Here is a 21,596-nt window from a genome sequence, read left to right as displayed (position 1 = left end):
GGGCGGAGTGGGGCCGCCGGCCGACCCCTGGGATCATTCGCCGGGCGGCCGGACCCGGTCCCGGTGGCTGGTGTCGCACCACGGGTAGCGGCGACTGCGCCGGCAGGTGCACAGTGCGACCCGGAAGCGGTCGGAGGAGACGGTCGTACCGTCCTCCAGCTCCACTTCCACCGGTCCCTCCACCAGGAGGGGCCCGCGGCGCCGGACGGTGATCCGGCGCGGAGCGTCAGACGGCGAGTTCGGCACGGACGACCACCAGCTCTTCCCTGTCCTCGGTGGCGGACAGCAGCCCCTGCTCCCGCAGCCACCCTTGTCTCTCCCGCAGCACGGGACCGAAGGCGATCCGGTGCCGGCGCGTCATGCTCGCCTTCAGGCCGGCGGCCCGCAGCAGCGTCACGGTTCGCTCGGGCCCGCTGAGGGCCGAGTGGACGACCAGCAGGACGCCGCCCGGGCGCAGCGAGGCGGGTGCCTCCCGGCAGATGCGGTCCAGGACCAGCCGCCCGTCGTGGCCCGCGTCCCATGCCCGGGCCGCGCCGCGCGGCGCCGGGTCGGCGCCAGGGGCGGGGACGTAGGGCGGGTTGGCCAGGATGACGTCGAAGGTCCGGCCGCGTACCGGTTCGAAGAGGTTGCCGCGCAGGATGCGGACCCGCAGCCCGGACAGCCGGGCATTGATCCGCGCGGCCCAGACCGCGCGTCGTGACACGTCGACGGCCGTGACCCGCAGGCCACGCCGCGCGGCGTGCAGCGCCAGCGCCCCGCTGCCGGTGCCGACGTCGAGAACGTCCGCACCCGGGGGCAGCGGCTCCTCGGACAGGGCCTCGGCCAGCAGATCGGTGTCTTCCTGAGGTGTGTAGACGCCGGGTGGCACCAGGGGGTTCACGCCGACCAGGTACCCCAGCGATCAGAAAATATGGGCGATTTCCGGTATCTGGGACGAGGGGGGCGGTGTACGCAGCGATGACCGGCCCGCCCGCCAGTCGGTGAGCAGACGCTCCGCGAGGCGGTCCTCGACGTACCCGGTCGCGTCGACACCGAAGGCGACGTCCCGGGCCAGACGCGGTTCCTGGTCCAGCAGGCCACCGATGACGTCGTGCCGTACGACCTGTTCGTGCACGGCGTCGGCCTCGACGTGCTCGTCGTAGAAGTGCTCGGCGGCCGGGCCGGCCCCCGTCCTGCGCATGGCCTCCGCGAGTCGCCGGGAGCCCGGCGACGAGGTGATCTCCACGGCGGCGAAGTGGCCCACCAGGGCACCCCGGAGCGAGCGGTGCAGTCCGAACAGGGACATGAGATTCACCGTGGCGAGGAGTTCGCCGCAGGCGGCGTCCAGGTAGTGCCCGTACGTCGTCTCCAGGCCCAGGTCCGCCATCAGGTGGGCGAACAGCAGGGCGTGGACGCGGTCCGGGCGGCCGCCGCCGAACTCGTCGAACTCCACCGCCGCCATCCCCGCCTTCGCCCTGCCCCACAGCCGGGGAAGCACCCAGGCGTGGGGATCCGCCTCCTTGAGGTGGTACAGCGAACGCTGCGCCGCGTACTCGCGCAGCTGCCACAGTTCGCCGTCGTCGCACAGGTAGTGGCTGATCCCGGAGCCGTCGACCGGCTCGACGAGGATCTCCGCGAGCGCGCCCTCGACGTCGTCGTGGGCCGGGGTGTCGGCGCGCAGGGCGGTCAGGAAGCGGTCCTCCAGCGCGGCGCGGGCACCCAGCAGGCCGGGATCCCACTCGCGGTCCTCGCCCACGCCCGCGAAGCCGCGGTAGTGGAGCTCGTAGCAGAGGTAGAGGGCGAGCTGGAGGTCCTCGCCGTACGGGGCCGCGCCCGCGGCCTCCTCGGTGCCGGGCAGCGGGCCCGTGCCCCGGAGATACGCGACGACCGAGGCGGAGAGGGGGCCGCGGGCGGGTGGCAGGCGTGGTTCCTGAGGGTCGTCCGTCATACGGGACCGAGTACCCGGGCGGGGCCGGGACTCCCGTCGGACGGGGATGCGGGTTCGCGCGACTCCTGGGGGCCGAGGTCCCGCGCGCCGTCGGGAACGAGAACGAGAAGGAGGACGACGGCGAGGCCGTGCCCGTCGCCCGTGATCGGGTCACGGGGGTCGTCGTGACCGGCGACGCGGCTCGGATGCGGTGAGCCGGCGGCGTGGTCGCGTGAGCACGGCCCCCCGCCGGCTGCCGTGACCGGGCCGGCCCCTCCGTTCATCCCCCGTCTGACGGCGGCGTCAGGACGTGACGGCCGCGATCCGCAGCGGTACCGGGTCGGGCGGCGCGGTCTCCCCGCTCAGCCGGCAGACCTCCGCCCACCAGGACGCGCCCTCCTCGATATGGCGCAGCAGCACACCCTCGCGGATCGCCCACGGGCACACGGTGACCCTCTTCAGCCCGGTCACCTTCATGGCCGTGTGCCCGATCACCGCGCCGGCCAGGCTCTGTCCGGCGCGCGGTGCGGAGATGCCCGGCAGACGGGCCCGCTCGGCGGGAGGCAGGGCGGCCAGCCGGGTCATCGCCGCGCGGAGATCCGCGCGCCGCAACTGCCTTTCGGCAAAGGGTCCTTCGCGCCCCGGCACGGCGCCGCACAGCCGGCCCAGCTGCTGGAAGGTCCGCGAGGTGACGACGGCGGACCGCGGCCCCTCCCAGCGGATGCGCGCGCCGACGTCACGCAGTTGGTGCCGTACCTCGCGGCGCAGCGCCCTCACCTGGTCGTGCGACGGCCGGTCCGGCGAGGGGAAGAACTCGTGCGTCAGCCGGCCCGCGCCCAGCGGCAGCGAGGCCACGAAGTCCGGCAGGCGTCCCCGCCCGAACGCCACTTCGAACGTGCCGCCCCCGATGTCCAGCAGTGCCAGGGGCCCCGACCGCCACCCCATCCAGCGCCGCGCCGCGAGGAACGTCAGCTCGGCCTCCACCTCGCCGGGCAGCGTGCACAGTTCCACCCCGGTCCGGGCCCGGACGGCGCGCAGCACCTCCAGCCGGTTCGGGGCGCTGCGCACGATCGTCGTGGCGAAGGCCAGCGTGCCCGCCGCACCCCACCGCTGCGACGTGCGGCTCGCCTCGGCGACCGCCTCCGCCAGCCGCGCCACGGACTCCTCGGGAATCCTCTCCCCGGTCCCGACGTGCTCGGACAGCCGCAGCCGCCACTTGGCGGTGTGAACCGGCAGCGGGACACCGCCCTCCGCGTCCGCCACCACCAGCCGGACCGTTCTCGATCCCACGTCCACCACGCTGATTCGCATGGTCGGGCTGGTACCCGCTCACGGTCCGCCCCAACTGTCTCCGCCCCCGCGCGCCGCAGAAATGCACCAGGACGCCGAAGCCGCGCCGAGCCCCGCTCGGACATTCCTTGACAGGAATATAACCATGGAGGCATATTTTCTCCATGTCCGACACCTCGCTCTGGACCGCCCTCGCCGATCCCCACCGGCGGGCCGTCGTCGCCCTCCTGCTGGAGCGGCCACGTCCCGTGGGGGAGATCGCGCAGGCGTGCGGTCTGAGCCAGCCGAGCACCTCCAAGCACCTGAAGGTGCTGAGGGAGGCGGGCCTGGTGCGGGTACGACAGGACGCGCAGCGCCGCGTCTACGCCCTCGACCCGACCCCGATCGCCGAACTCGACGCCTGGCTCGCCCCGTACCGCACGCTGTGGAACCGCGGCCTGGACACCCTGGGCCGGCGGCTCGACGCGGCGTCGGACGCCATCGCACAACCCCCACCGAAGGACTGATCCACCATGACCGCCGACCTCACCGGCACCTACCTGACCCTGGACGACGGCCGCCCCGCGATCCGGTTCAGCCGCACCTACGACCACCCGATCGACCGCGTCTGGCACTTCGTCACCGACCCCGTCGAACTCGCCGAGTGGTTCCCCTCCCGTGCCGAGTTCGACATGCGCCCCGGCGGCCGCGTCACCTTCGGGGGCGACCCCCACATGGAGGACTCCACCGGCGAGGTGATCGCCGTCGACCCGCCCCGGCACCTGTCCTTCGAGTGGGGCGGCGACGAGGTCCACTTCGACCTGGAGGAGACCGACGGCAGGAGCACCCGTTTCACCCTGACCAACGTGCTCGCCGCCACCGACACGGCCGCCCGCAACGGAGCCGGCTGGGAGGTCTGCCTGGCCGCCCTGGACGCCAAGGCGCGGGGCGAGCGCTTCGAGGGACCGCACGCGGGTGCCGGGGCACCCTGGCGGGAGATCTACCAGGGGTACATCGAGGCGGGCATCCCTTCCGGCGCGCCCGTCCCCGGCCAGGAGTGACTACGCCAACTGCCGCCGCACCAGCTCGTGCAGCCGGCCGCCGGTGTCCGCGAGCAGTCGCGCCGGCGGTCCCTGCTGGGCGATCTTGCCCTCCTCCATCACGATGACGCGGTCGGCGTCCAGCACCGTCGACAGGCGGTGGGCGATGACGACACGGGTCGCGTTGAGGGCCTTCGTGCTCTCGATGACCCTGCGCTGCGTCTCGTTGTCGAGGGCGCTGGTCGCCTCGTCGAAGAACAGGATGCGCGGCCGGCGGATCAGCGCCTGCGCGATCATCAGCCGCTGCCGCTGGCCGCCGGAGACCGCCCCGTTGCCCGCGACGATGGTGTGCAGACCCATCGGCATCCGCTTGATGTCCTCGGCGAGGCCCGCCATCTCGGCCGCCGCCATCGCCTCCTCCGGCGTGTACGGCTCGGTGCCGCAGATGACGTCCAGGATCGAGCCGTTGAACGGCTGCGCGTGCTGGAGCACCACACCGCACTGGCGCCGCACGGCGGACTGGTCGAGCGCCGCCAGGTCCTGACCGTCGTACAGCACACTCCCGGAGACCGGCTTGTCGAAGCCGATGAGCAGCCGCAGCAGTGTCGACTTGCCGCACCCGGAGGGCCCGACGACCGCCACGAACTCACCCGGACGCACCTCGAAGGACACGTCGTCCAGGACCAGCGGCCCGTCGTCCGAGTAGCGGAACGAGAGCCGCCGCGCCTCCAGGGCCCCGGACAGCGGCCCCGGCCGGGTGCTGGCCGTGCGCACCTCCGGCGTCGCCCGCAGCACCGGCTTGATCTGCTCGTACAGGGGGAGCGCGGCCACCAGCGACACGAACGCGCCCGTGATCTGGGTGACCGAGGTGAGCAGCATCGTCACCGAGGTGTTGAAGGCGAGGAAGGCGGCGGCGGACATCGAGCCCCGCGCCGGCCCCGCGAGCAGCATGAACATCACCAGCGAGCACAGCGGCAGATAGATCGCGCCGAGCACGGTGGTGAGGTTCTTGATCCGGCCGAGGCGCTGCTGGAGCTCCCGGCTGCGCGCGAACTCGCGCGCCCAGGCGGCGTACGCGTAGTTCTCGGCCGCCGCGACCCGCAGCTTGGGCAGCCCGCGCAGGGTCTGGAAGGCCTGGTTGTTGAGCTTGTTGGTGAGCACGGTCAGCCGTCGCTGCCAGCGCACCTGCCACAGCCCGAGACCGAGGAAGACACCGGCGATGACGACGAGCATGCCCATCGCGGCCAGCGCCATCGGCACGCTGTACCAGAGCAGCAGCCCCAAATTCATCGCCCCCACCGTCACCGACTGGGCGACGGTCGGGCCGACCCCCGCGAGCAGCCTGCGGATCGCGCTGATGCCCATGGCCGCGCCGGCCAGCTCCCCTGTGCTCCGGCCGGTGAAGAACTTCGTCGGCAGCCGCAGCAGCCGGTCCCACACGGCCGGTTGCAGCGTCGCCTCGATACGGCCCTCCAGGCGCAGGATGGTCATGTTCTGCAGCAGCATGAAGGCCGCCGCGACGACGCTGCTGACCATCACCGCCAGACAGACCTGCGCGATCAGTCCCGCCTGTGCCTTCGGCACGAACTCACCGAGCACCTTGCCGGTCGCGATCGGCACCAGCGAGCCGATCGCCACCGTCACCAGCCCGCTGAGCAGCAGCCCGGTCACGTCCCGGCGCGTGCCGCGCACACAGAACCGGAGCAGCCCGAGCGGACCGAGGGGGCGTTCGGGCAGCGGCCGGTAGAACATCACCGCGCGCGGCTCGAACTCCGGCGCGTTGGCCTTCTCGACCGGCGTCTCGCGTCCGGTCGCCGGATGCACGGCCACATAGCCGCCCCGCCGCCACAGCAGGGCGACCGGCGCCCCCGACAACGCCCGGTGACCCACCATCGGGCCCACGTCGTCACGCCACCAGGCGCCGTCCAGCCGTACCGCGCGGGTACGGACACGCGAGGCGAGGGCGATGCGCTCGACCGGGTCGAGACGGTCGCTCTCGGAGCCACCGTGCCCGGGGTCGGCCAGCGTGATCCCGGCCGCGGCGGCGACCAGCCGGGACGCGGCGTAGGTGGCGTCCGCGTCAGCGGCGGTGGTGCGCTGGGCCGACGGCTTGCCGATCGCCGCGAGCAATGTCCGGTCGGCCTGCGCGCGCACCTGCTCACCGGCCCTGATGCCGGCGGCCGTGCGGGTCTCGTGCGTGCGCTCCAGCTGCTCGATCCAGCGGTCGAGCGTGGTCAGCAGCCGGTACTGCTGGTCGACCATGCTCTGCCAGAGCGCGGGGTCCGTCAGCAGGTCGGCCGCCGACTCCGCGCCGTACAGCGAGCCGTACTGGACGCTGCCGGGCGGCACCTGCATCCAGAACACGTCCTCGTCGGTGACCTCGGAGGCCCGTTCCCCGGCCGTCGGCGCCTGGAAGAGGACCGACAGGCCGCGGCCGACGCCGAGCGCGAGCGCGTACTCCAGCGGACTCGTCGTCGGCGGGACGTACTGCGGGTTGCCGTAGTCGTCGTACGACCACGTCTGGGTCACCGCCGGCTGGTACAGCTCACGCAGCCCGATGCGGTGCACCACGCAGTCCCTGACCGGACGGGCGATCAGCGTGTGCTGCGGGCCCGGGACGGGGCCGAGCAGCAGCGTGCCCGCCTCCAGCCGGCCGAGGTGGTGCCAGTGACCCTGCTGTGCCGCGTCCACCGCGAACAGGTCCAGTGCGCCCGCCGCGACCAGCCACAGCGCCTGCGGTCCCTCCAGGTCCAGCCGGCCGGCCCCGGCGCAGTCGAGGGGCGTGCCCACCTGGCCGAGTGCCCCGAGGACATAGTCGTCGCCCTGCACGGTCGTCATCTCACCGCTCCCTGACCAGCGCCGCGTACGCGCCGCCGCGCGCGACCAGTTCCACGTGCCGGCCGCGCTCCACGATCGCGCCGTGCTGGAGCACGACGATCTCGTCGCTGTCCCGCACGGTGCTGAGCCGGTGTGCGATCACCACGCAGGCGCAGCCGCGCCGGCGCAGGTTGTCCATCACGGCCAGCTCGGTCTCGGCGTCCAGCGCGCTGGTCACCTCGTCCAGCACGAGGACGCTCGGCCGGCGCACCAACGCCCGTGCGATCTCCAGCCGTTGGCGCTGCCCGCCGGAGAAGTTGCGGCCGTCCTGCTCGACCGGGCTGTGGATGCCGCCGGGGCGGCGCATGACGACGTCGTGCAGCGCGGCGTCCTTGAGCGCCTCCAGCACCGCCTCGTCCGGGATGGACGGGTCCCACAGCGCCACGTTGTCCCGCACCGAGCCCTCGAACAGGAACACGTCCTGGTCGACGAAGGAGACGGAGGCCCCGAGCGCGCCGCGCGGGATGTCCTCCAGGCGCTGCCCGTCGATGCGGATCACGCCCTCCCACGGTGCGTACAGGCCCGAGATGAGCCGGGAGACGGTCGACTTGCCGCTGCCCGAGCCGCCCACGAGCGCGACCTGCTGACCCGGTCCGACCGTCAGGTCGAAGCCGCTCAGCAGCGGTTTGTCGAGGGGGCTGTAGCCGAAGGAGATGTTCTCCAGCTCGACGTGGCCGTGCAGTCTGCGGGTGGAGTCGCCGCCCGCGCGGTCGTACAGCGGGTCGGTGCGGAAGTTCTCCACGTCCTTGAGGCGGGCCACGTCGGCCGCGAAGTCCTGGATGCGGCCCGCGACGCCGTTGAGCCGGGTCAGTGGGGCGGTGAACCGGGTGACCAGCGCCTGGAAGGCGACCAGCAGACCCACGGAGATGGCGCCCTCGATCGCGCGCATTCCGCCGATCCACAGGATCAGGGCGCTGTTCAGCGTGGCGAGCGTCGGCGCGACCACACCCAGCCAGGCGCTCGGCACGCCGAGCCGCTGCTGTTCCTCCAGGGTGGTGGCGTGCTGCCCGGCCCACTTGCGGAAGTAGCCGTCCTCGCCGCCGGTCGCCTTCATCGTCTCGATCAGCTGGAGGCCGGTGTACGCCGTGTTGGTCAGGCGGGCGTTGTCCGCGCGCAGCTTGGCGGTACGGGTGGCGCGCAGCCGGATGACGACGCGCATCGCGACGACGTTCAGCAGAGCGACCCCGATGCCGACGAAGGTGAGCTGGGGGTCGTAGGTGTAGAGGAGCACGGCGTAGAGCACCACGACCACGGCGTCCACGCCCGCCGAGGCCAGGTCGCGCGCCAGCGTCTCGGCCACCGCGTCGTTGGACTGGAGGCGCTGCACCAGGTCGGCCGGGCTGCGCTGGGAGAAGAAGGTGACCGGCAGCCGCAGCAGATGGCGCAGGAAACGCGCGCTGGACAGGGTCGAGGAGATGATGCGCCCGTGGTGCAGATTGGCCTGCTGCAGCCAGGTCAGGACCAGCGTCAGCGCCACACAGGCACCCATGGACGCGAACAGCACGTCCAGCAGCGAGGTCTGCCCGCCGATCAGGAACATGTCGATGTAGGTACGGCTGAGCGCGGGCACCGCCGCGCCGACCACGACCAGCAGCAGACTCGCCAGCACGGCGGCGGGCATCGTGCCGGCGGTGCCGCGCAGCCGGGCCGGCATCGCGCCCCAGACGCCGGGCCTGCGTCCGCCGCGGGTGAAGCCGTCGCCCGGTTCCATCGTCAGGACGACGCCGGTGAAGCTGCCGTCGAACTCCTCCAGCGGCACGAACCGGCGGCCCTTGGCGGGGTCGTTGACGAAGACGCCCCGGCGGCCGAAGCGGCGGCCGATGCCGTCGTAGACGACGTAGTGGTTGAACTCCCAGAACAGGACGGCCGGCGTCCTCACCTCGGCGAGGGCGGCCAGGTCCATCTGCATGCCCTTGGCGGTCATTCCGTAACTGCGTGCGGCCTTCAGCAGATTGCTGGCGCGCGAGCCGTCGCGGGAGACACCGCAGGCGATGCGCAGCTCCTCCAGCGGGACGTGCTTGCCGTAGTGGCCGAGGACCATCGCGAGGGACGCGGCTCCGCACTCGACGGCCTCCATCTGGAGGACGGTGGGGGTGCGGACCGGTCTGCGGCGGCCCTTGGGGACGGTGCGCCGGGGCGGGGCGGCCCGGCGCCGGCCACGGGTCTCGGGTGCGGCGGTGGTCACGGCAGCAGCCAATCGACGGGACGCTGATCGGCCAGCCGGATCGAGCCCGTGGCCGTCGTCATGGAGGTGAGGGTGAAGGGCGGTCCGTCCGCCGACGACCACTTGTAGCCGCTCTCGGTGCCCGAGGAGCGGTCCAGGCGCACCAGTACGGCGACGGGACGGCCGTCCTCGGTGAACTGCTCGCCGAGCTGGTTGTCGCCGAGGAACGCGGCGATCTCCCGCGGCGACTGCGGGGAGCGGTCCACGGACTCCACATGGCCGCGCAGCACGCCGTACTCCTGGGTGGGGACCGACTGCACGGTCAGGTCCACGGCCGCGTCGGCGGGGATGGAACCCGCGTTCTCGGCGGGCACGTACACGGTGGCGAACAGCGGATCGTCCGCGTCGGCGACCTTCTCGACGGCCGCGACGTTCGCGCCGGTCGCGATGATCTGGCCGATCGTGGCGGCGAGCGCGGTGAGGCGGCCGGCGGCGATGGTGCGGACCACGGTCTCGCCCTCGGCGGTACGGACCTTCAGGACGGGGGAGTCCGCGGGGAGTCGCGTGCCCTCCTCGGCGAGGACCGCGGTGACCTGGCCCGCGACCGGGCTCTGCAGGATGTAGCTGCCCCTGCCGTGCGTGAGGACGGCGGGCGCGCTCACGGTGGAGGTCACCGAGCCGGACACGGCCCACACGGACGCGGCGGCCATCGCGACCACGGTCACCGACAGCACGAGCCAGCCCTGCGGGCGCGCGAGGCGCACCGGGAGGTCGAGTTCCTCGGGCGACTGGAGTTTGGCGAGGGCCTGTTGGCGGAACTGCACGGATCTTCCCTCACCGGGGTGGACTGGGTGACGGCATCCGAAGAGCCCCGGAGCCGGGAAACGGCTCCGGGACTCGACGGCACTGGCGTGCGATCAGAGACCGGCGACCAGGTTGGTGACCGCCGCGGTGTTCAGGCCGGTGGCGCCCTCGACGGTGCCGACGACCGTGTCGACCACGCCGGAGACCGGGGCGATGCCGTCCACGGCGCCGACGACGGTGTTCACGGCGTTGACGGAGAGGCCGCCCGAGACGTTGTCGAGGTCGGCGTCGGAGATCTCGACGGTCTCGACCTGGGGGGTGGAGTTCATGATGGAACTTCCCTTCGTATGGCAATTTCACAAGGGGGGAGCGGCCCCCTCTGGGGACAGATGGACGCCGCGGCCGCGGGCGCCGGGCACCCCTGGCCGGGGAGCCGTCTCAGACCCTGCGGTGCGATGGATCAAAGCACGCGGCGCTGCCGGGCTTCCAATCAAACACACGTCGCACCAGGGCACTTGAGTCCCAGCCGTCCCCAACCGTGCAGGAGCGGGCACGGCCTCTCGCCGACTTCTTCACACGCCGCCCGGCATCACCTCGCACCGCCTCTTGCGGCCCGGTCGGTGAATCCGGCACTCCCGCCCCAAAGGCGTGCCCCGGGGTGCGCGAATGTGCAGAACCCCGGGGCCCGGTGACGTGGTTGAGCAGTGAATGTGCAGATTCCCTGAAGCGAGGATTCCGCTACTGGTCCGGGACGGACCGTCGCTGACCGACTACCTGCCGTGTCAGCCCATGAGGGCGTAGACGGTGCTCGCGTGGGCCGCCAGTTCCCCCGTCCGCTCGGCCGTCATCGAGATGTCGGCGAAGGCCGTCCGGCGGCCCAGCTTGGTCAGCGCCGCCGTGATCAGGACATCCGACTCCGTCACCGCGCGCTGGAAGGACGTCGACTGCTGAACGGTCGTCATCGGGACGAAGGCGCCCCGCGCCGCCGAGACGGCGATCACGGTGGCGGTGTCGGCGGCGGCCATCAGGGCCTGCCCGCAGAGCGCGCCGCCCTCCCGGGCCAGCGCCGCCGACCAGGGCAGACGCAGGGTGGCGCGGTCCTCGCCCAAGTCCTCGACGGACAGGGCGAGTCCCAGCACCCAGGGGGCGAAGTTGGCGGAGAGGATCTTGTCGGCTTCGGCGGTGGTCATCGTCATATGGGGGATTGTTCCCGGCGCGCGGAGCCCGCGCGCGAAGCCTGGCCGATTCGGTGTGCGGACGGGCGCGCGCAGAAACGGAATTGAACGTCCCGCGCGCCCCGTGCGTACCAGTGGCCATCCAGGCGCCCCAGCAGCCGCCAAGAGACGGCGGCACACCCCGTCCTCCAGGAGGTCGAGAACCCTTGAGTCACAAGCGAATTCCGAAGCGCAAGGTCGCAATCGCGGTGGGCGGCGTGGCGGCGCTCGGAGCGGCCGCACTCCTGCTCCCGAACGCCAACGCGTCCCAGGACGGCGCCGGCGCCCAGGACACGGCCGCGGCGCCCAGGACCCTGAAGGCGGGCGACGCCTCGGACCTCGCCTCGCAGCTCGCCGGTCTGCTCGGTGACGCCTTCGCCGGTTCCTACTACGACGAGGACAGCCAGCAGCTCGTCATCAACGTGGTCGGCGACAACAACCAGCTGGTCGTCCAGGCCAAGAACGCGGGTGCCGCGGTCCGCCAGGTCGAGAACAGCACGGCCGAGCTGAAGTCCGCCGCGCAGACCCTGAAGACCGAGGCGACCATCCCGGGCACGTCGTGGGCCGTCGACCCGAGGACCAACAAGATCAGGGTCACCGCCGACAGCACGGTCACCGGCGAGAAGTGGGACACGCTGGAGTCCACCGTGCAGAGCCTCGGTTCCGGCATGGCGACCGTCCAGAAGTCGGCCGGCACCTTCAGGACCTTCGCCTCCGGCGGCGACGCGATATTCGGCGGCGGCTCCCGCTGCTCGCTCGGCTTCAACGTCACCGCGGGCGACGGCGCCCCGGCCTTCCTGACCGCCGGTCACTGCGGCGTCGCGGTCGCCGAGTGGTCCGACGCGCAGAACGGCGCCCCGATCGCCACCGTCGACCAGGCCGTCTTCCCCGGCGAGGGCGACTTCGCGCTCGTGCGGTACGACGACCCGGCGACCGAGGCGCCGAGCGACGTCGACGTCGGCGGCGGGCAGACCGTCCCGATCGTCCAGGCGGCTGAGGCCACCGTCGGCCAGGACGTGTTCCGGATGGGCAGCACCACCGGACTCGCCGACGGCACGGTCACCGGGCTCGACGCCACCGTCAACTACCCGGAGGGCACGGTCACCGGCCTCATCCAGACCAACGTCTGCGCCGAACCCGGCGACAGCGGCGGCTCGATGTTCACCCAGGACGGCCTGGCCCTCGGCCTCACCTCGGGCGGCAGCGGCGACTGCACGGTCGGCGGCGAGACCTTCTTCCAGCCGGTCACGACGGCACTGGAGGCCGTCGGCGCGGCGCTGGGCGGGGACGCGGGTGGCGCCGGTGCGGGCGACGCGGGCGCGGGCGCCGGTGACGAAGCGGGCGCCGGTGCGGGCGACGACGCGGGCGCGGGTGCCGGTGAGGGTGTCGGCGCCGGCCAGGACGTCGGCGGCGAGGAGGCCGGCCAGGACGTCGGCGGCGAGTACGCGGGCGAGGAGTCCGGCGGCGAGGACGCCGGTGAAGAGGCCGCCGGTGAAGAGGCCGGCGGCGACCACGCGGGCCTGGAGGACGGCTCCGGGACGACCGGGACCCAGTGACCCGGAGCTGACGACGGTCCGGCCCTCCGGCGGGAGGACCGGACCGCCCGTCGTCACCGCGCCCGCGGCAGCGGCGCCGACGGGGAGAGCGACCGCCTTCCCGACCGCACAGGTCGTGCCCTGGGAATCGAAGCGCGTGGGGGAGCACCCGTCCAGCGCCGGGCGCCGGGCGGGTCCCGTCCAGGGACTCGCCGCCTCCGGGCCGGACGGGCGTCGTAGAGGTGCCCGTCCGCCGTTCCGTCGTCAGTCCCGGGACGGCCCGGCGGCCGCACTGCGTTCACAGGGGCTGCGCTCGGCGTTCATAAGCGCTGTAATACGGAAGTGGTCAGTGAGGGCGTTGCCGGGCGCAGGGCGAGAGTGCTGCGTGCCGAGGACGCCCTCGCCGTGCTGATGGCCGACCCCGACACCCCCGAACGCAGGCACCGCCTTCTCGAACAGGCGCTCGTCTTCGCCCGGGCGACCTTCGCCGCCTTCTACACGCCCAGCGACGACGGCGAGGTCCTGTGCACGGCCGAGACGGCCGGCGTACCGCGGACCCTGTACGGACTGCGCGACGGCTATCCGCTCGCCGGCGGCTCCCCGGTGACCGACGCCCACCGCACCGGGCGCTCCGTCTGGCTCGGCCCGGGCGAACTCGCCGACCGCGCGGAGGCCCGCCGCACCGCCGCGCGCGACTTCTCCCTGGCCGCGCTCCCCGCCCATCGCTCGGGCGGCGGAGGGTGCCTGCTCGCCGTGAGCGAGTACCGGGACGGTTTCGACACCGAGGACCGCAAGTGCCTGGAACTGATCGCCGACGCCCTCGCCACACCGGCCCCGCCACCGCGCGAGGAGGGCGGTGAGCTGCCGCCGGGCGGTTTCGCCCTCGCCATGGACACGGGCCTGGTGCGGGTCGGCGACGAGATCCTGGAGCTGTTCGGCATCGGCCGGGACGAGTTCGACGGCAAGGTCGAGACCCTGCTCGCCCGGACCGTGCCGGAGGACCTGCCGTCACTGATGTCGGTGGTCGAGGCCGACCACATGACCATCGGCGACCGCGAACTGGAGTTCCGGGTGCTCCAGCCCGACGGGCCCCCGAAGTGGCTCCGGCTGCGCGGCCGGCTGCTGCCGGGCGGCGAGGGCGTCCCCGCCCGGCTGTCGGGCACGGTCGACGACACCTCCACGCTGCGGTCCGACGTCACCGACGTCACCCGCGTCCAGCGCCTGGCCGCCGTGCTCGCCACCGCCGGCACCGTCCGGGACGTCAGCCAGGCGGTGGTCGCCGCGCTGCGCGGGCCCTTGCAGGCCGACCGGATCGCCCTGGCCGAACTGGAGCACGACCGGCTCGTCGTCACGGTCCTCGACCCGCCCGAACCGGAGGCATGGCCCGAGTTGTGGCGGCTGGAGTGGCGCGCCGAATGGCCCGACGCCCCGGTGCGCGCCATGCCGACCCTGGCCGCCGCCCTGCGGGAGGGCCGCGCCCAGATCTGGCCCGCGGGGACCGCGCTGGAAACCGCGCTCGCCGAGGTCGGTCCCGGGGGCCTGGCCGTGCTCCCGCTGCCCGCGGGGGACCGGATGGCCGGCGCCTGTCTGATCGGCTGGGACCGCCCGCACGACTTCGGACCCGACGAACGCGCCCTGCTCACCGCGTCCGCGGGTCTGGCGGGCCAGGCCCTGATGCGTGCCCGCGCCTTCGACGCCGAGCACGAACTCGTCGGCATGCTCCAGCGCCAGCTCCTGCCGCGCCGCCTGCCCGAACTGCCCGGCGCGGTGGCCGTCGCGCGCTATCTGCCCGCGACGGCCGGTCTGGAGGTCGGCGGCGACTGGTACGACGTGATCCCGCTGCCCGACAACCACGTCGCCCTCGTCATCGGCGATGTCCAGGGCCACAACGCGGGCGCGGCGACCCTCATGGGCCAGATGCGCACCGCGCTGCGCGCCTACGCCGTCGAGGGACATCCGCCGGACGTCGTCGTCTCGCACGCCAACCGGCTCCTCGTCGGCATGGAGACCGACCTCTTCGCCACCTGCGTCTATGTCGACGTCGACATGGAGGAGGGCTCCGCCTGGTGCGTGCGCGCCGGGCATCTGCCCCCGGTGCTGCGTCAGCCCGACGGCAGCACCGAGATCGCCGAGGCCGAGGGCGGTCCGCCGCTCGGCGTCATGGCACAGGCCGACTTCCCGATGTGCCCGCTGCGGCTCCAGCCCGGCACACTGATCGCCCTGACCACCGACGGACTGGTCGAGCGCGCCGACTCCGACATCGACGAGGGCATGGCGGGCTTCGCCGAGCGGCTCGCCGCCTCCGACCCCGCCCACCTGGGGCTGGTCGCCGACGGACTGCTCGGCGACGCGCACCGCGGCGACGACGTGGCGCTGCTCCTCATGCGCTACGACGGCATGGAAGTCCTCCCACGGCGCGAGACCTGGACGGTCTGGCGGGTCCCGGAGGCGGTCCGGCACGCCCGCCGCTTCACCCGGCGCACGCTGCGCGCCTGGGGCGTGGCCACGCAGACCGACGCAATCCTGCTGATCGTCTCCGAGCTGGTCACCAACGCCCTGGTGCACACCGACGGTCAGGTGCGCCTCGACATCACGCTCGTCGACAGCCGGCTGCGCCTCGCCGTCGCCGACACCTCCCCGCGCACGCCCGTCAAGCCCACCAGCATCGGCTGGGAGGCCACCGGCGGCCGGGGTCTGCTGCTGGTCGAGGCCATGTCGGCGTCCTGGGGTGCGGTGCCGTCCAGCGGCGGCAAACAGGTGTGGAGCGAGATCGCCCTGGACCGCTGACTCCGACCGCCCTCGCGGCGCTGTATTGGGCCGGAAGCGCGGCGCCCGGGACGCGCGGCGTTTACCGGCGGCGTCGATGGGGACACGGTCACGAGTTCCGTACACTCGTACGAGGGGACGCAGAAGGAAGAGGTTTGCGTCGTGACCAGGTCCACCAGTGACAAAATCGTCGTCCGCCGACTCGAAACCGGCTGGTCGAAGGCCCGTAGGCTGCGCGCGAAGAGCGAACTGCGCACCTGGCTCCCGGCAGTGGAGAGCCCGGACGGACCACGGACCTCGCACGCGGCACCGGAGTGGAACATAGTGCGGGGTGAGGACTGAGGTTCACACGTGACCGTCCTGCGCTGAGACCGTCACGCCCAAGAGCGGACTGCGGCGGCTCGACCCCGGTTCCCCGACCGGCCGCCGTCGCCGGCCGCACCGCACCTGTATGACCGCCACCGTCACCGGCGGCACGCTCACGCACGTTACGCCGCGCCGGCTGCCGCCCCGCTGACCGGTCCCGGCGCCTGCCACGGCTACGACCGCGGATGGATCGCCCCCCTGGTCGCGGTCAGCGGCGCCCCGCTGCCGCCCCACCGCAGCGCCACCATCTCCGCGGCGACGGACACGGCCACCTCCTCCGGTGTGCGCGCCCCCAGGTCGAGGCCGATCGGGGAGCGCAGCCTCGACAGCTCGTCGTTGGTGAGTCCGGCCTCGGTCAGGCGCTTGGCACGCTCGTCGTGGGTCCGGCGGCTGCCCATCGCCCCGATGTAGGCGGCGGGCCGGCGCAGGGCCACCTCCAGCAGCGGCACGTCGAACTTCGGGTCGTGCGTGAGCACGCAGATCACCGTGCGCTCATCGGTGCCGGTGCCGCTCAGATAGCGGTGCGGCCAGTCGACGACGACCTCCACGCCGGGCGGGAAACGTTTCGGCGTGGCGAAGACCGGGCGGGCGTCGCAGACGGTGACCCGGTAGCCGAGGAAGGCGCCGGCGCGGGCGACGGCCGCCGCGTAGTCGATCGCGCCGAACACCAGCATCCGCGGCGGCGGCGCGAACGAGTGCAGGAACACCGAGACGTCGTCCTCGCGCCGCTCCCCGCGCGGCCCGTAGTGCCGTACGCCGGTCGCGCCGAGGGCCAGTTCGCCGCGCGCGTCGGCCGTGACCGCCGCGTCCAGGCCGCGCGTGCCGAGGGTGCCCGCCACCCGGTCCGGCCAGACGGCCAGCGTCGCCCCGAGCGGCGCCGGCCCGTCGGTGACCGTCGCCACGGTCACGGGGCGGCCGGCCAGGACCGTCTCGGCGACGGGGCCGAAGGTGGGGTCGCGCTCCGGAGTGACCGGCCGGACCAGCAGGGTGATCTCGCCGCCGCAGGTCAGTCCGACCGCGAACGCGTCGTCGTCGCTGTACCCGAAGGTCTCCAGCCGGGCCTCGCCGCTCTCCACGACGTCCTGGGCCAGCTCGAAGACCGCCCCCTCGACGCAGCCTCCCGACACACTGCCGACCACCTCGTCGTCCGGTCCCACCGCCATCGCGGCCCCCGGAGCGCGCGGCGCGCTGCGGCTCACCCCCACCACGGTGGCCAGGCCGAACGGGGACGACTGCGCGTACCAGTGGCGCAGCGCCGGAAGAATCTCACGCATGTCGCGACCCTCGCATGGTTGAGCGTCGACCCATTGTCGCGCCGCCGCCCGCCCGTCGCACCCGACCGGTCGTCTCCGGTCAAGGAGTCACCGACGCGAGCTCCTCGGTCCTCCCCGCCCTGACCGGAGGGGCACCGGGCGCGGCTGCGCCTGACGGGTGAGTGGACTGGGCCGACCGTGTCCGGCCAGGGGCCGTTCGCGTTGCTGAAAGCATGATCTCAACACGTCGTTTCGTCGCAGCCGTCGGGCTCGCGGTCAGCGTCGCCGGACTCGCCGCCCCCTCGGCCGGCGCGGCCGAGGCCGACGCCCCGGGCGCCGGAGCGCTCAGCCCGGTCAGCCTCCTCGACTCCCTCGCCGTCGGCGACATCCCCGCCGAGTACAAGGAGGACTTCCCGAGGCCGTCGGCGCAGCTGACCCAGATGAAGCGGCTCAACGACCTCAACCAGCTCCGCCAGATCACCGACATGGCCGCCCCCGTCACCGGACTGCTCCCCAACGTCCGGTGACCTAGTGCCGCGTCAGTCGAGGTTTGCCCGTGAGGAGCGGCGTCGTGGGGCCCCTCCCGCTCGAGCGAAGGCGAGAGTGGGGGAGCGTGCTCTCGGCGTGCCGGCCGGAAGCCCTCGTACTGGACGTACTCGGGCTTTCGGCCGGTGCGGCGAGAGGGCGTGCCGGGCGTCGCGACGGGGCGGACCTTGGCTGACGCGGCACTGGCCGCCGCGGCCCCGTCAGCCGGCCGTGGCGAGGAACTGGGTGGCCGCCAGCTCCGCGTACAGCGGATCGGCGGTCACGAGTTCCCGGTGGGTCCCCACCGCACGGACCTTGCCCGAGTCCATCACCACGATCCGGTCGGCCATCGTCACCGTGGACAGCCGGTGCGCGACGACCAGCACGGTCGTCGTACGGGCCACGTCGGCGACGGTGTCGCGCAGCGCCGCCTCGTTGACCGCGTCCAGCTGCGAGGTCGCCTCGTCGAGCAGGAGGAGTCTGGGGCGGCGCAGCAGCGCGCGGGCGATCGCGACCCGCTGACGCTCCCCGCCCGACAGCTTGGTGCCGCGGTGCCCGACGAGGGTCTCGACGCCGTTCGGCAGCCGCTCGACCAGCCCGTCCAGCCGGGTCGTCTTCAGTACCCGCGTCAGGGCGTCGTCATCCGCCTCCGGACTGCCCAGCAGCAGGTTGTCGCGCAGCGAACCCGACAGCACCGGCGCGTCCTGCTCGACATAGCCGATCGCCGAGCGCAGTTGCGGCAGCTCCCACTCCGTGAGCTGCCGGCCGTCCAGCGTGATCACGCCCGATTCCGGGTCGTAGAACCGCTCGATCAGTGAGAAGACCGTCGTCTTGCCCGCGCCGGACGGTCCGACGAACGCCGTCATGCCCTGCGCGGGCACCTCGAAGCTCACACCGTGGTGGACGTACGGGAGGTCGTCGGCGTAGCGGAAGCGGACGTCCTCGAAGGCGAGCGCCGCAGGGGGCGCGCCGGGCGACGGCAACGAGGCGGCGGACGCCTGGGGCTCGGCGGGCAGCCGCAGCGCCTCCTGGATCCGGGCCAGGGCGGCGGCCCCCGTCTGGTACTGGGTGATCGCGCCGACGACCTGCTGGATCGGCGACATCAGATAGAAGACGTACAGCAGGAAGGCGACCAGCGTGCCGACGTCCACGGCGCCGGTCGCGACCCGGGCGCCGCCGACCGCGAGGACCGTGATGAAGGCGACCTGCATCGCCAGTCCGGCCGTGTTGCCCGCGGCCGCCGACCACTTGGCGGCTCGCACGCTCTGCCGCCAGGACTCCTCGGCCGCCGCGTGCAGCGTCCGCTCCTCCCGGTGCTCGGCGCCGGACGCCTTCACCGTGCGCAGCGCGCCCAGTACCCGCTCCAGCGAGGCACCCATCACACCGACCGCGTCCTGCGCCCGGCGGCTGGCCTTGTTGATGCGCGGCACGATGAGGCCGAGGACCAGTCCCGCGCCGACGACCACGGCGAGCGTGACGCCGAGCAGCACCGGGTCGACGAAGCCCATCATCACCACGGTCGCCACCAGCGTCAGCCCGCCCGTGCCGAGGCCGACCAGGGAGTCCGTCGTGACCTCGCGCAGCAGCGTGGTGTCCGAGGTGATCCGGGCCATCAGGTCACCCGGCTCGCTGCGGTCCACCGCGGATATCCGCAGCCGCAGCAGATACGACGACAGGGTCCGCCGGGCCCCGAGCACCACCGACTCCGCGGTGCGCTGGAGCACGTACCCGCCGAGCGCGCCCACCGCGGCGTTGGCCACGACGAGGGCCGACATGGCCAGCAGTGCACCGGTGACGGCACGGTCGTGGGAGAGATCGTCGATCAGCCCACGCGCGACCAGCGGCAGTGCCAGCCCGGTGGCACCGGTGACCAGCGACAGCAGCGCGCCCGCGAACAGCGTCCACCGATGGGGCCGCACATAGCCCAGGAGCATGCGCCACGGGGGCGGGGCGGTCTCCGTCTGTGCGATGCTCACGCTGCTCCTTCACGGGTCCGAGGGGATGCTGAGAGATTACGCGGGGGCACTGACAACCGAGCTGGACGGGCGCGGCACACCCCCGTAACCGTCCCCCTACCGATCAGTCACGCGTAGGGTCGGATGCCGGGACGGACGGACGCGCGGAGACGGAAGGGGCCAGCACATGGCGCAGGAAGTACGCGGCGTGATCGCACCGGGTCGGGACGAGCCGGTGCGGATCGAGACGATCGTCGTACCGGACCCGGGTCCGGGAGAGGCCGTGGTGCGGGTGCAGGCGTGCGGGGTCTGCCACACCGACCTCCACTACAAGCAGGGCGGCATCACCGACGAGTTCCCCTTCCTGCTCGGCCACGAGGCCGCCGGGGTGGTCGAGCAGGTCGGGGACGGCGTCACCGAGGTGGCGCCCGGTGACTTCGTGATCCTCAACTGGCGTGCGGTGTGCGGACGTTGCCGGGCCTGCCTGCGGGGCCGGCCCTGGTACTGCTTCGACACCCACAACGCCGGGCAGAAGATGACCCTGGCCGCGACCGGCCAGGAACTCTCCCCGGCCCTCGGTATCGGCGCGTTCGCCGAGAAGACGCTGGTCGCGGCCGGCCAGTGCACCAAGGTCGACCCGGCGGTCTCCCCGGCGGTGGCCGGACTGCTCGGCTGCGGAGTGATGGCCGGCCTCGGAGCCGCGATCAACACGGGCGGCGTCGGCCGCGGCGACACGGTCGCCGTCATCGGCTGCGGCGGCGTCGGTGGCGCGGCGGTCGCCGGTTCGCGGCTGGCCGGAGCGGGCCGGATCATCGCCGTCGACATCGACGACCGCAAGCTGGAGAAGGCCCGCACGATGGGAGCCACCCACACCGTCAACTCGTCCGGCACCGACCCGGTCGAGGCGATCCGTGAACTGACCGGCGGATTCGGCGCCGACGTCGTCATCGAGGCGGTCGGCCGCCCGGAGACCTACAAGCAGGCCTTCTACGCCCGGGACCTCGCCGGCACGGTCATCCTGGTCGGCGTGCCCACCCCGGACATGAAGCTCGAACTGCCCTTCCTCGACGTGTTCGGCCGCGGCGGCGCGCTGAAGTCGTCCTGGTACGGCGACTGCCTGCCGTCCCGTGACTTCCCCATGCTGATCGACCTGCACCTCCAGGGACGCCTGGACCTGGACGCGTTCGTGACCGAGACGATCCAGCTCGACGAGGTGGAGAAGGCGTTCGAGCGGATGCACCACGGCGACGTGCTGCGCTCGGTGGTGGTGCTGTGATGACCGCCCGCATCGAACGCCTCGTCACCTCCGGACAGTTCACCCTCGACGGCGGCTCCTGGGACGTCGACAACAACGTGTGGCTCGTCGGCGACGACCACGAGGTCGTCGTCATCGACGCCGCCCACGACGCCGACGCGATCGTGGCGGCGGTCGGGGACCGGCGCCTGAAGGCCATCGTGTGCACGCACGCCCACAACGACCACGTCAACGCCGCGCCCGCGCTCGCCGACCGCACCGGAGCCGTGATCTGGCTGCACCACGACGATCTGCCGCTGTGGAAGCAGACCCACCCCGGCCGCGAGCCGGACGCGGGGCTGCTCGACGGGCAGGTCATCGAGGCGGCGGGTGCCGACCTGCGCGTGCTGCACACGCCGGGGCACGCCCCCGGCGCGGTCTGCCTGTACGACCCGGGCCTCGGCGTCGTCTTCACCGGCGACACCCTGTTCCAGGGCGGCCCCGGCGCGACCGGCCGTTCGTACTCCCACTTCCCGACGATCATCGGATCGATCCGCGACCGGCTCCTCACCCTCCCGCCCGGGACCAAGGTCCTCACCGGCCACGGCGACCCCACGACGATCGGCGCGGAGGCCCCGCACCTGGAGGAGTGGATCGCTCGGGGCCACTGAGACCCGCCCCGCCGGGC

At 73.0% G+C, this 21,596-nt stretch carries 19 protein-coding genes; 8 read left to right on the top strand and 11 right to left on the bottom strand.

The genetic code is table 11. The features are described from left to right. Positions 1–33 precede the first annotated feature (33 nt). From ACWCPM_RS26920 to ACWCPM_RS26905, 4 genes are all read right to left on the bottom strand, one after another. Positions 34–246: a CDGSH iron-sulfur domain-containing protein gene (locus ACWCPM_RS26920; RefSeq protein WP_450978830.1), complete on the bottom strand. Its 213-nt coding sequence runs from the start codon at positions 244–246 to the stop codon at positions 34–36. Next, positions 227–880: a HemK2/MTQ2 family protein methyltransferase gene (locus ACWCPM_RS26915; RefSeq protein ID WP_450978829.1), complete on the bottom strand. Its 654-nt coding sequence runs from the start codon at positions 878–880 to the stop codon at positions 227–229. Before ACWCPM_RS26915 ends, ACWCPM_RS26920 begins: the two co-directional genes overlap by 20 nt. A 21-nt stretch (positions 881–901) precedes the next feature. Next, positions 902–1,927, bottom strand: a complete 1,026-nt coding sequence (locus ACWCPM_RS26910) for an iron-containing redox enzyme family protein (protein ID WP_450978828.1) — start codon at positions 1,925–1,927, stop codon at positions 902–904. A 282-nt stretch (positions 1,928–2,209) separates the two neighbouring features. After that, on the bottom strand, positions 2,210–3,217 hold the full coding sequence (locus ACWCPM_RS26905; RefSeq protein ID WP_450978827.1) for a Ppx/GppA phosphatase family protein: 1,008 nt from the start codon (positions 3,215–3,217) through the stop codon (positions 2,210–2,212). A 143-nt stretch (positions 3,218–3,360) separates the two neighbouring features. Here ACWCPM_RS26905 and ACWCPM_RS26900 point away from each other — a divergent pair, with 143 nt between their 5' ends. Continuing rightward, the gene (locus ACWCPM_RS26900; protein WP_450978826.1) at positions 3,361–3,702 is read left to right on the top strand and encodes an ArsR/SmtB family transcription factor; all 342 of its coding nucleotides are present in this window, start codon (positions 3,361–3,363) and stop codon (positions 3,700–3,702) included. Positions 3,703–3,708: 6 nt separating this feature from the next. After that, positions 3,709–4,236: an SRPBCC family protein gene (locus ACWCPM_RS26895; RefSeq protein WP_450978825.1), complete on the top strand. Its 528-nt coding sequence runs from the start codon at positions 3,709–3,711 to the stop codon at positions 4,234–4,236. Here the strand turns inward: ACWCPM_RS26895 and ACWCPM_RS26890 are convergent, their stop codons facing one another. From ACWCPM_RS26890 to ACWCPM_RS26870, 5 genes are all read right to left on the bottom strand, one after another. Continuing rightward, on the bottom strand, positions 4,237–7,053 hold the full coding sequence (locus ACWCPM_RS26890) for an NHLP bacteriocin export ABC transporter permease/ATPase subunit (RefSeq protein WP_450978824.1): 2,817 nt from the start codon (positions 7,051–7,053) through the stop codon (positions 4,237–4,239). Position 7,054: 1 nt separating this feature from the next. Further along, a complete protein-coding gene (locus ACWCPM_RS26885) occupies positions 7,055–9,277 on the bottom strand; it encodes an NHLP family bacteriocin export ABC transporter peptidase/permease/ATPase subunit (RefSeq protein WP_450978823.1) in 2,223 nt (740 codons plus the stop codon). Further along, positions 9,274–10,080: an HlyD family efflux transporter periplasmic adaptor subunit gene (locus tag ACWCPM_RS26880; RefSeq protein WP_450978822.1), complete on the bottom strand. Its 807-nt coding sequence runs from the start codon at positions 10,078–10,080 to the stop codon at positions 9,274–9,276. The genes ACWCPM_RS26885 and ACWCPM_RS26880 overlap by 4 nt, the downstream gene beginning before the upstream one ends. Positions 10,081–10,173: 93 nt before the next feature. After that, on the bottom strand, positions 10,174–10,389 hold the full coding sequence (locus ACWCPM_RS26875) for a type A2 lantipeptide (protein WP_450978821.1): 216 nt from the start codon (positions 10,387–10,389) through the stop codon (positions 10,174–10,176). 453 nt (positions 10,390–10,842) lie between these two features. Continuing rightward, a complete protein-coding gene (locus ACWCPM_RS26870) occupies positions 10,843–11,256 on the bottom strand; it encodes a PaaI family thioesterase (protein ID WP_450978820.1) in 414 nt (137 codons plus the stop codon). A 185-nt stretch (positions 11,257–11,441) separates the two neighbouring features. Here ACWCPM_RS26870 and ACWCPM_RS26865 point away from each other — a divergent pair, with 185 nt between their 5' ends. From ACWCPM_RS26865 to ACWCPM_RS26855, 3 genes are all read left to right on the top strand, one after another. Then, entirely contained in the window at positions 11,442–12,830 is a 1,389-nt protein-coding gene (locus ACWCPM_RS26865; RefSeq protein ID WP_450978819.1) for a S1 family peptidase, read from the top strand. A 321-nt stretch (positions 12,831–13,151) separates the two neighbouring features. Further along, complete coding sequence (locus tag ACWCPM_RS26860) at positions 13,152–15,596, top strand: SpoIIE family protein phosphatase (protein ID WP_450978818.1); 2,445 nt, start codon at positions 13,152–13,154, stop codon at positions 15,594–15,596. A 141-nt stretch (positions 15,597–15,737) separates the two neighbouring features. Beyond that, a complete protein-coding gene (locus ACWCPM_RS26855) occupies positions 15,738–15,917 on the top strand; it encodes a hypothetical protein (RefSeq protein ID WP_450978817.1) in 180 nt (59 codons plus the stop codon). 197 nt (positions 15,918–16,114) lie between these two features. Here ACWCPM_RS26855 and ACWCPM_RS26850 read toward each other — a convergent pair whose 3' ends face one another. Beyond that, a complete protein-coding gene (locus tag ACWCPM_RS26850) occupies positions 16,115–17,215 on the bottom strand; it encodes an XdhC family protein (RefSeq protein WP_450978816.1) in 1,101 nt (366 codons plus the stop codon). 212 nt (positions 17,216–17,427) lie between these two features. Between ACWCPM_RS26850 and ACWCPM_RS26845 the strand changes: the two genes are divergently transcribed. Then, positions 17,428–17,721: a hypothetical protein gene (locus ACWCPM_RS26845; protein ID WP_450978815.1), complete on the top strand. Its 294-nt coding sequence runs from the start codon at positions 17,428–17,430 to the stop codon at positions 17,719–17,721. A 219-nt stretch (positions 17,722–17,940) separates the two neighbouring features. Here ACWCPM_RS26845 and ACWCPM_RS26840 read toward each other — a convergent pair whose 3' ends face one another. After that, positions 17,941–19,653, bottom strand: coding sequence for an ABC transporter ATP-binding protein (locus ACWCPM_RS26840; protein WP_450978861.1), 1,713 nt, complete (start codon positions 19,651–19,653; stop codon positions 17,941–17,943). A gap of 208 nt (positions 19,654–19,861) precedes the next feature. On the opposite strand from ACWCPM_RS26840, the gene ACWCPM_RS26835 reads away from it, so the two are divergent. Together ACWCPM_RS26835 and ACWCPM_RS26830 are read left to right on the top strand one after the other, a co-directional pair. Further along, entirely contained in the window at positions 19,862–20,950 is a 1,089-nt protein-coding gene (locus ACWCPM_RS26835) for an S-(hydroxymethyl)mycothiol dehydrogenase (RefSeq protein WP_450978814.1), read from the top strand. After that, positions 20,950–21,579 carry an MBL fold metallo-hydrolase gene (locus tag ACWCPM_RS26830; protein WP_450978813.1) on the top strand — a complete coding sequence of 210 codons (630 nt, stop codon included), beginning with the start codon at positions 20,950–20,952 and terminating at the stop codon, positions 21,577–21,579. Before ACWCPM_RS26835 ends, ACWCPM_RS26830 begins: the two co-directional genes overlap by 1 nt. Positions 21,580–21,596: the final 17 nt, after the last annotated feature.

Source organism: Streptomyces sp. NPDC002309 (assembly GCF_053593375.1).
This window is presented reverse-complemented; position numbering and strand designations above follow the sequence as displayed.

Excerpts from the sequence above, each read along its gene's own strand:
- ACWCPM_RS26910 (WP_450978828.1), bottom strand. The coding sequence starts at position 1,927 with ATGACGGACGACCCTCAGGAACCACGCCTGCCACCCGCCCGCGGCCCC.
- ACWCPM_RS26905 (WP_450978827.1), bottom strand. The coding sequence starts at position 3,217 with ATGCGAATCAGCGTGGTGGACGTGGGATCGAGAACGGTCCGGCTGGTG.
- ACWCPM_RS26900 (WP_450978826.1), top strand. The coding sequence starts at position 3,361 with ATGTCCGACACCTCGCTCTGGACCGCCCTCGCCGATCCCCACCGGCGG.
- ACWCPM_RS26895 (WP_450978825.1), top strand. The coding sequence starts at position 3,709 with ATGACCGCCGACCTCACCGGCACCTACCTGACCCTGGACGACGGCCGC.
- ACWCPM_RS26890 (WP_450978824.1), bottom strand. The coding sequence starts at position 7,053 with ATGACGACCGTGCAGGGCGACGACTATGTCCTCGGGGCACTCGGCCAG.
- ACWCPM_RS26875 (WP_450978821.1), bottom strand. The coding sequence starts at position 10,389 with ATGAACTCCACCCCCCAGGTCGAGACCGTCGAGATCTCCGACGCCGAC.
- ACWCPM_RS26870 (WP_450978820.1), bottom strand. The coding sequence starts at position 11,256 with ATGACGATGACCACCGCCGAAGCCGACAAGATCCTCTCCGCCAACTTC.
- ACWCPM_RS26850 (WP_450978816.1), bottom strand. The coding sequence starts at position 17,215 with ATGCGTGAGATTCTTCCGGCGCTGCGCCACTGGTACGCGCAGTCGTCC.
- ACWCPM_RS26845 (WP_450978815.1), top strand. The coding sequence starts at position 17,428 with ATGATCTCAACACGTCGTTTCGTCGCAGCCGTCGGGCTCGCGGTCAGC.
- ACWCPM_RS26840 (WP_450978861.1), bottom strand. The coding sequence starts at position 19,653 with ATGCTCCTGGGCTATGTGCGGCCCCATCGGTGGACGCTGTTCGCGGGC.
- ACWCPM_RS26835 (WP_450978814.1), top strand. The coding sequence starts at position 19,862 with ATGGCGCAGGAAGTACGCGGCGTGATCGCACCGGGTCGGGACGAGCCG.
- ACWCPM_RS26830 (WP_450978813.1), top strand. The coding sequence starts at position 20,950 with ATGACCGCCCGCATCGAACGCCTCGTCACCTCCGGACAGTTCACCCTC.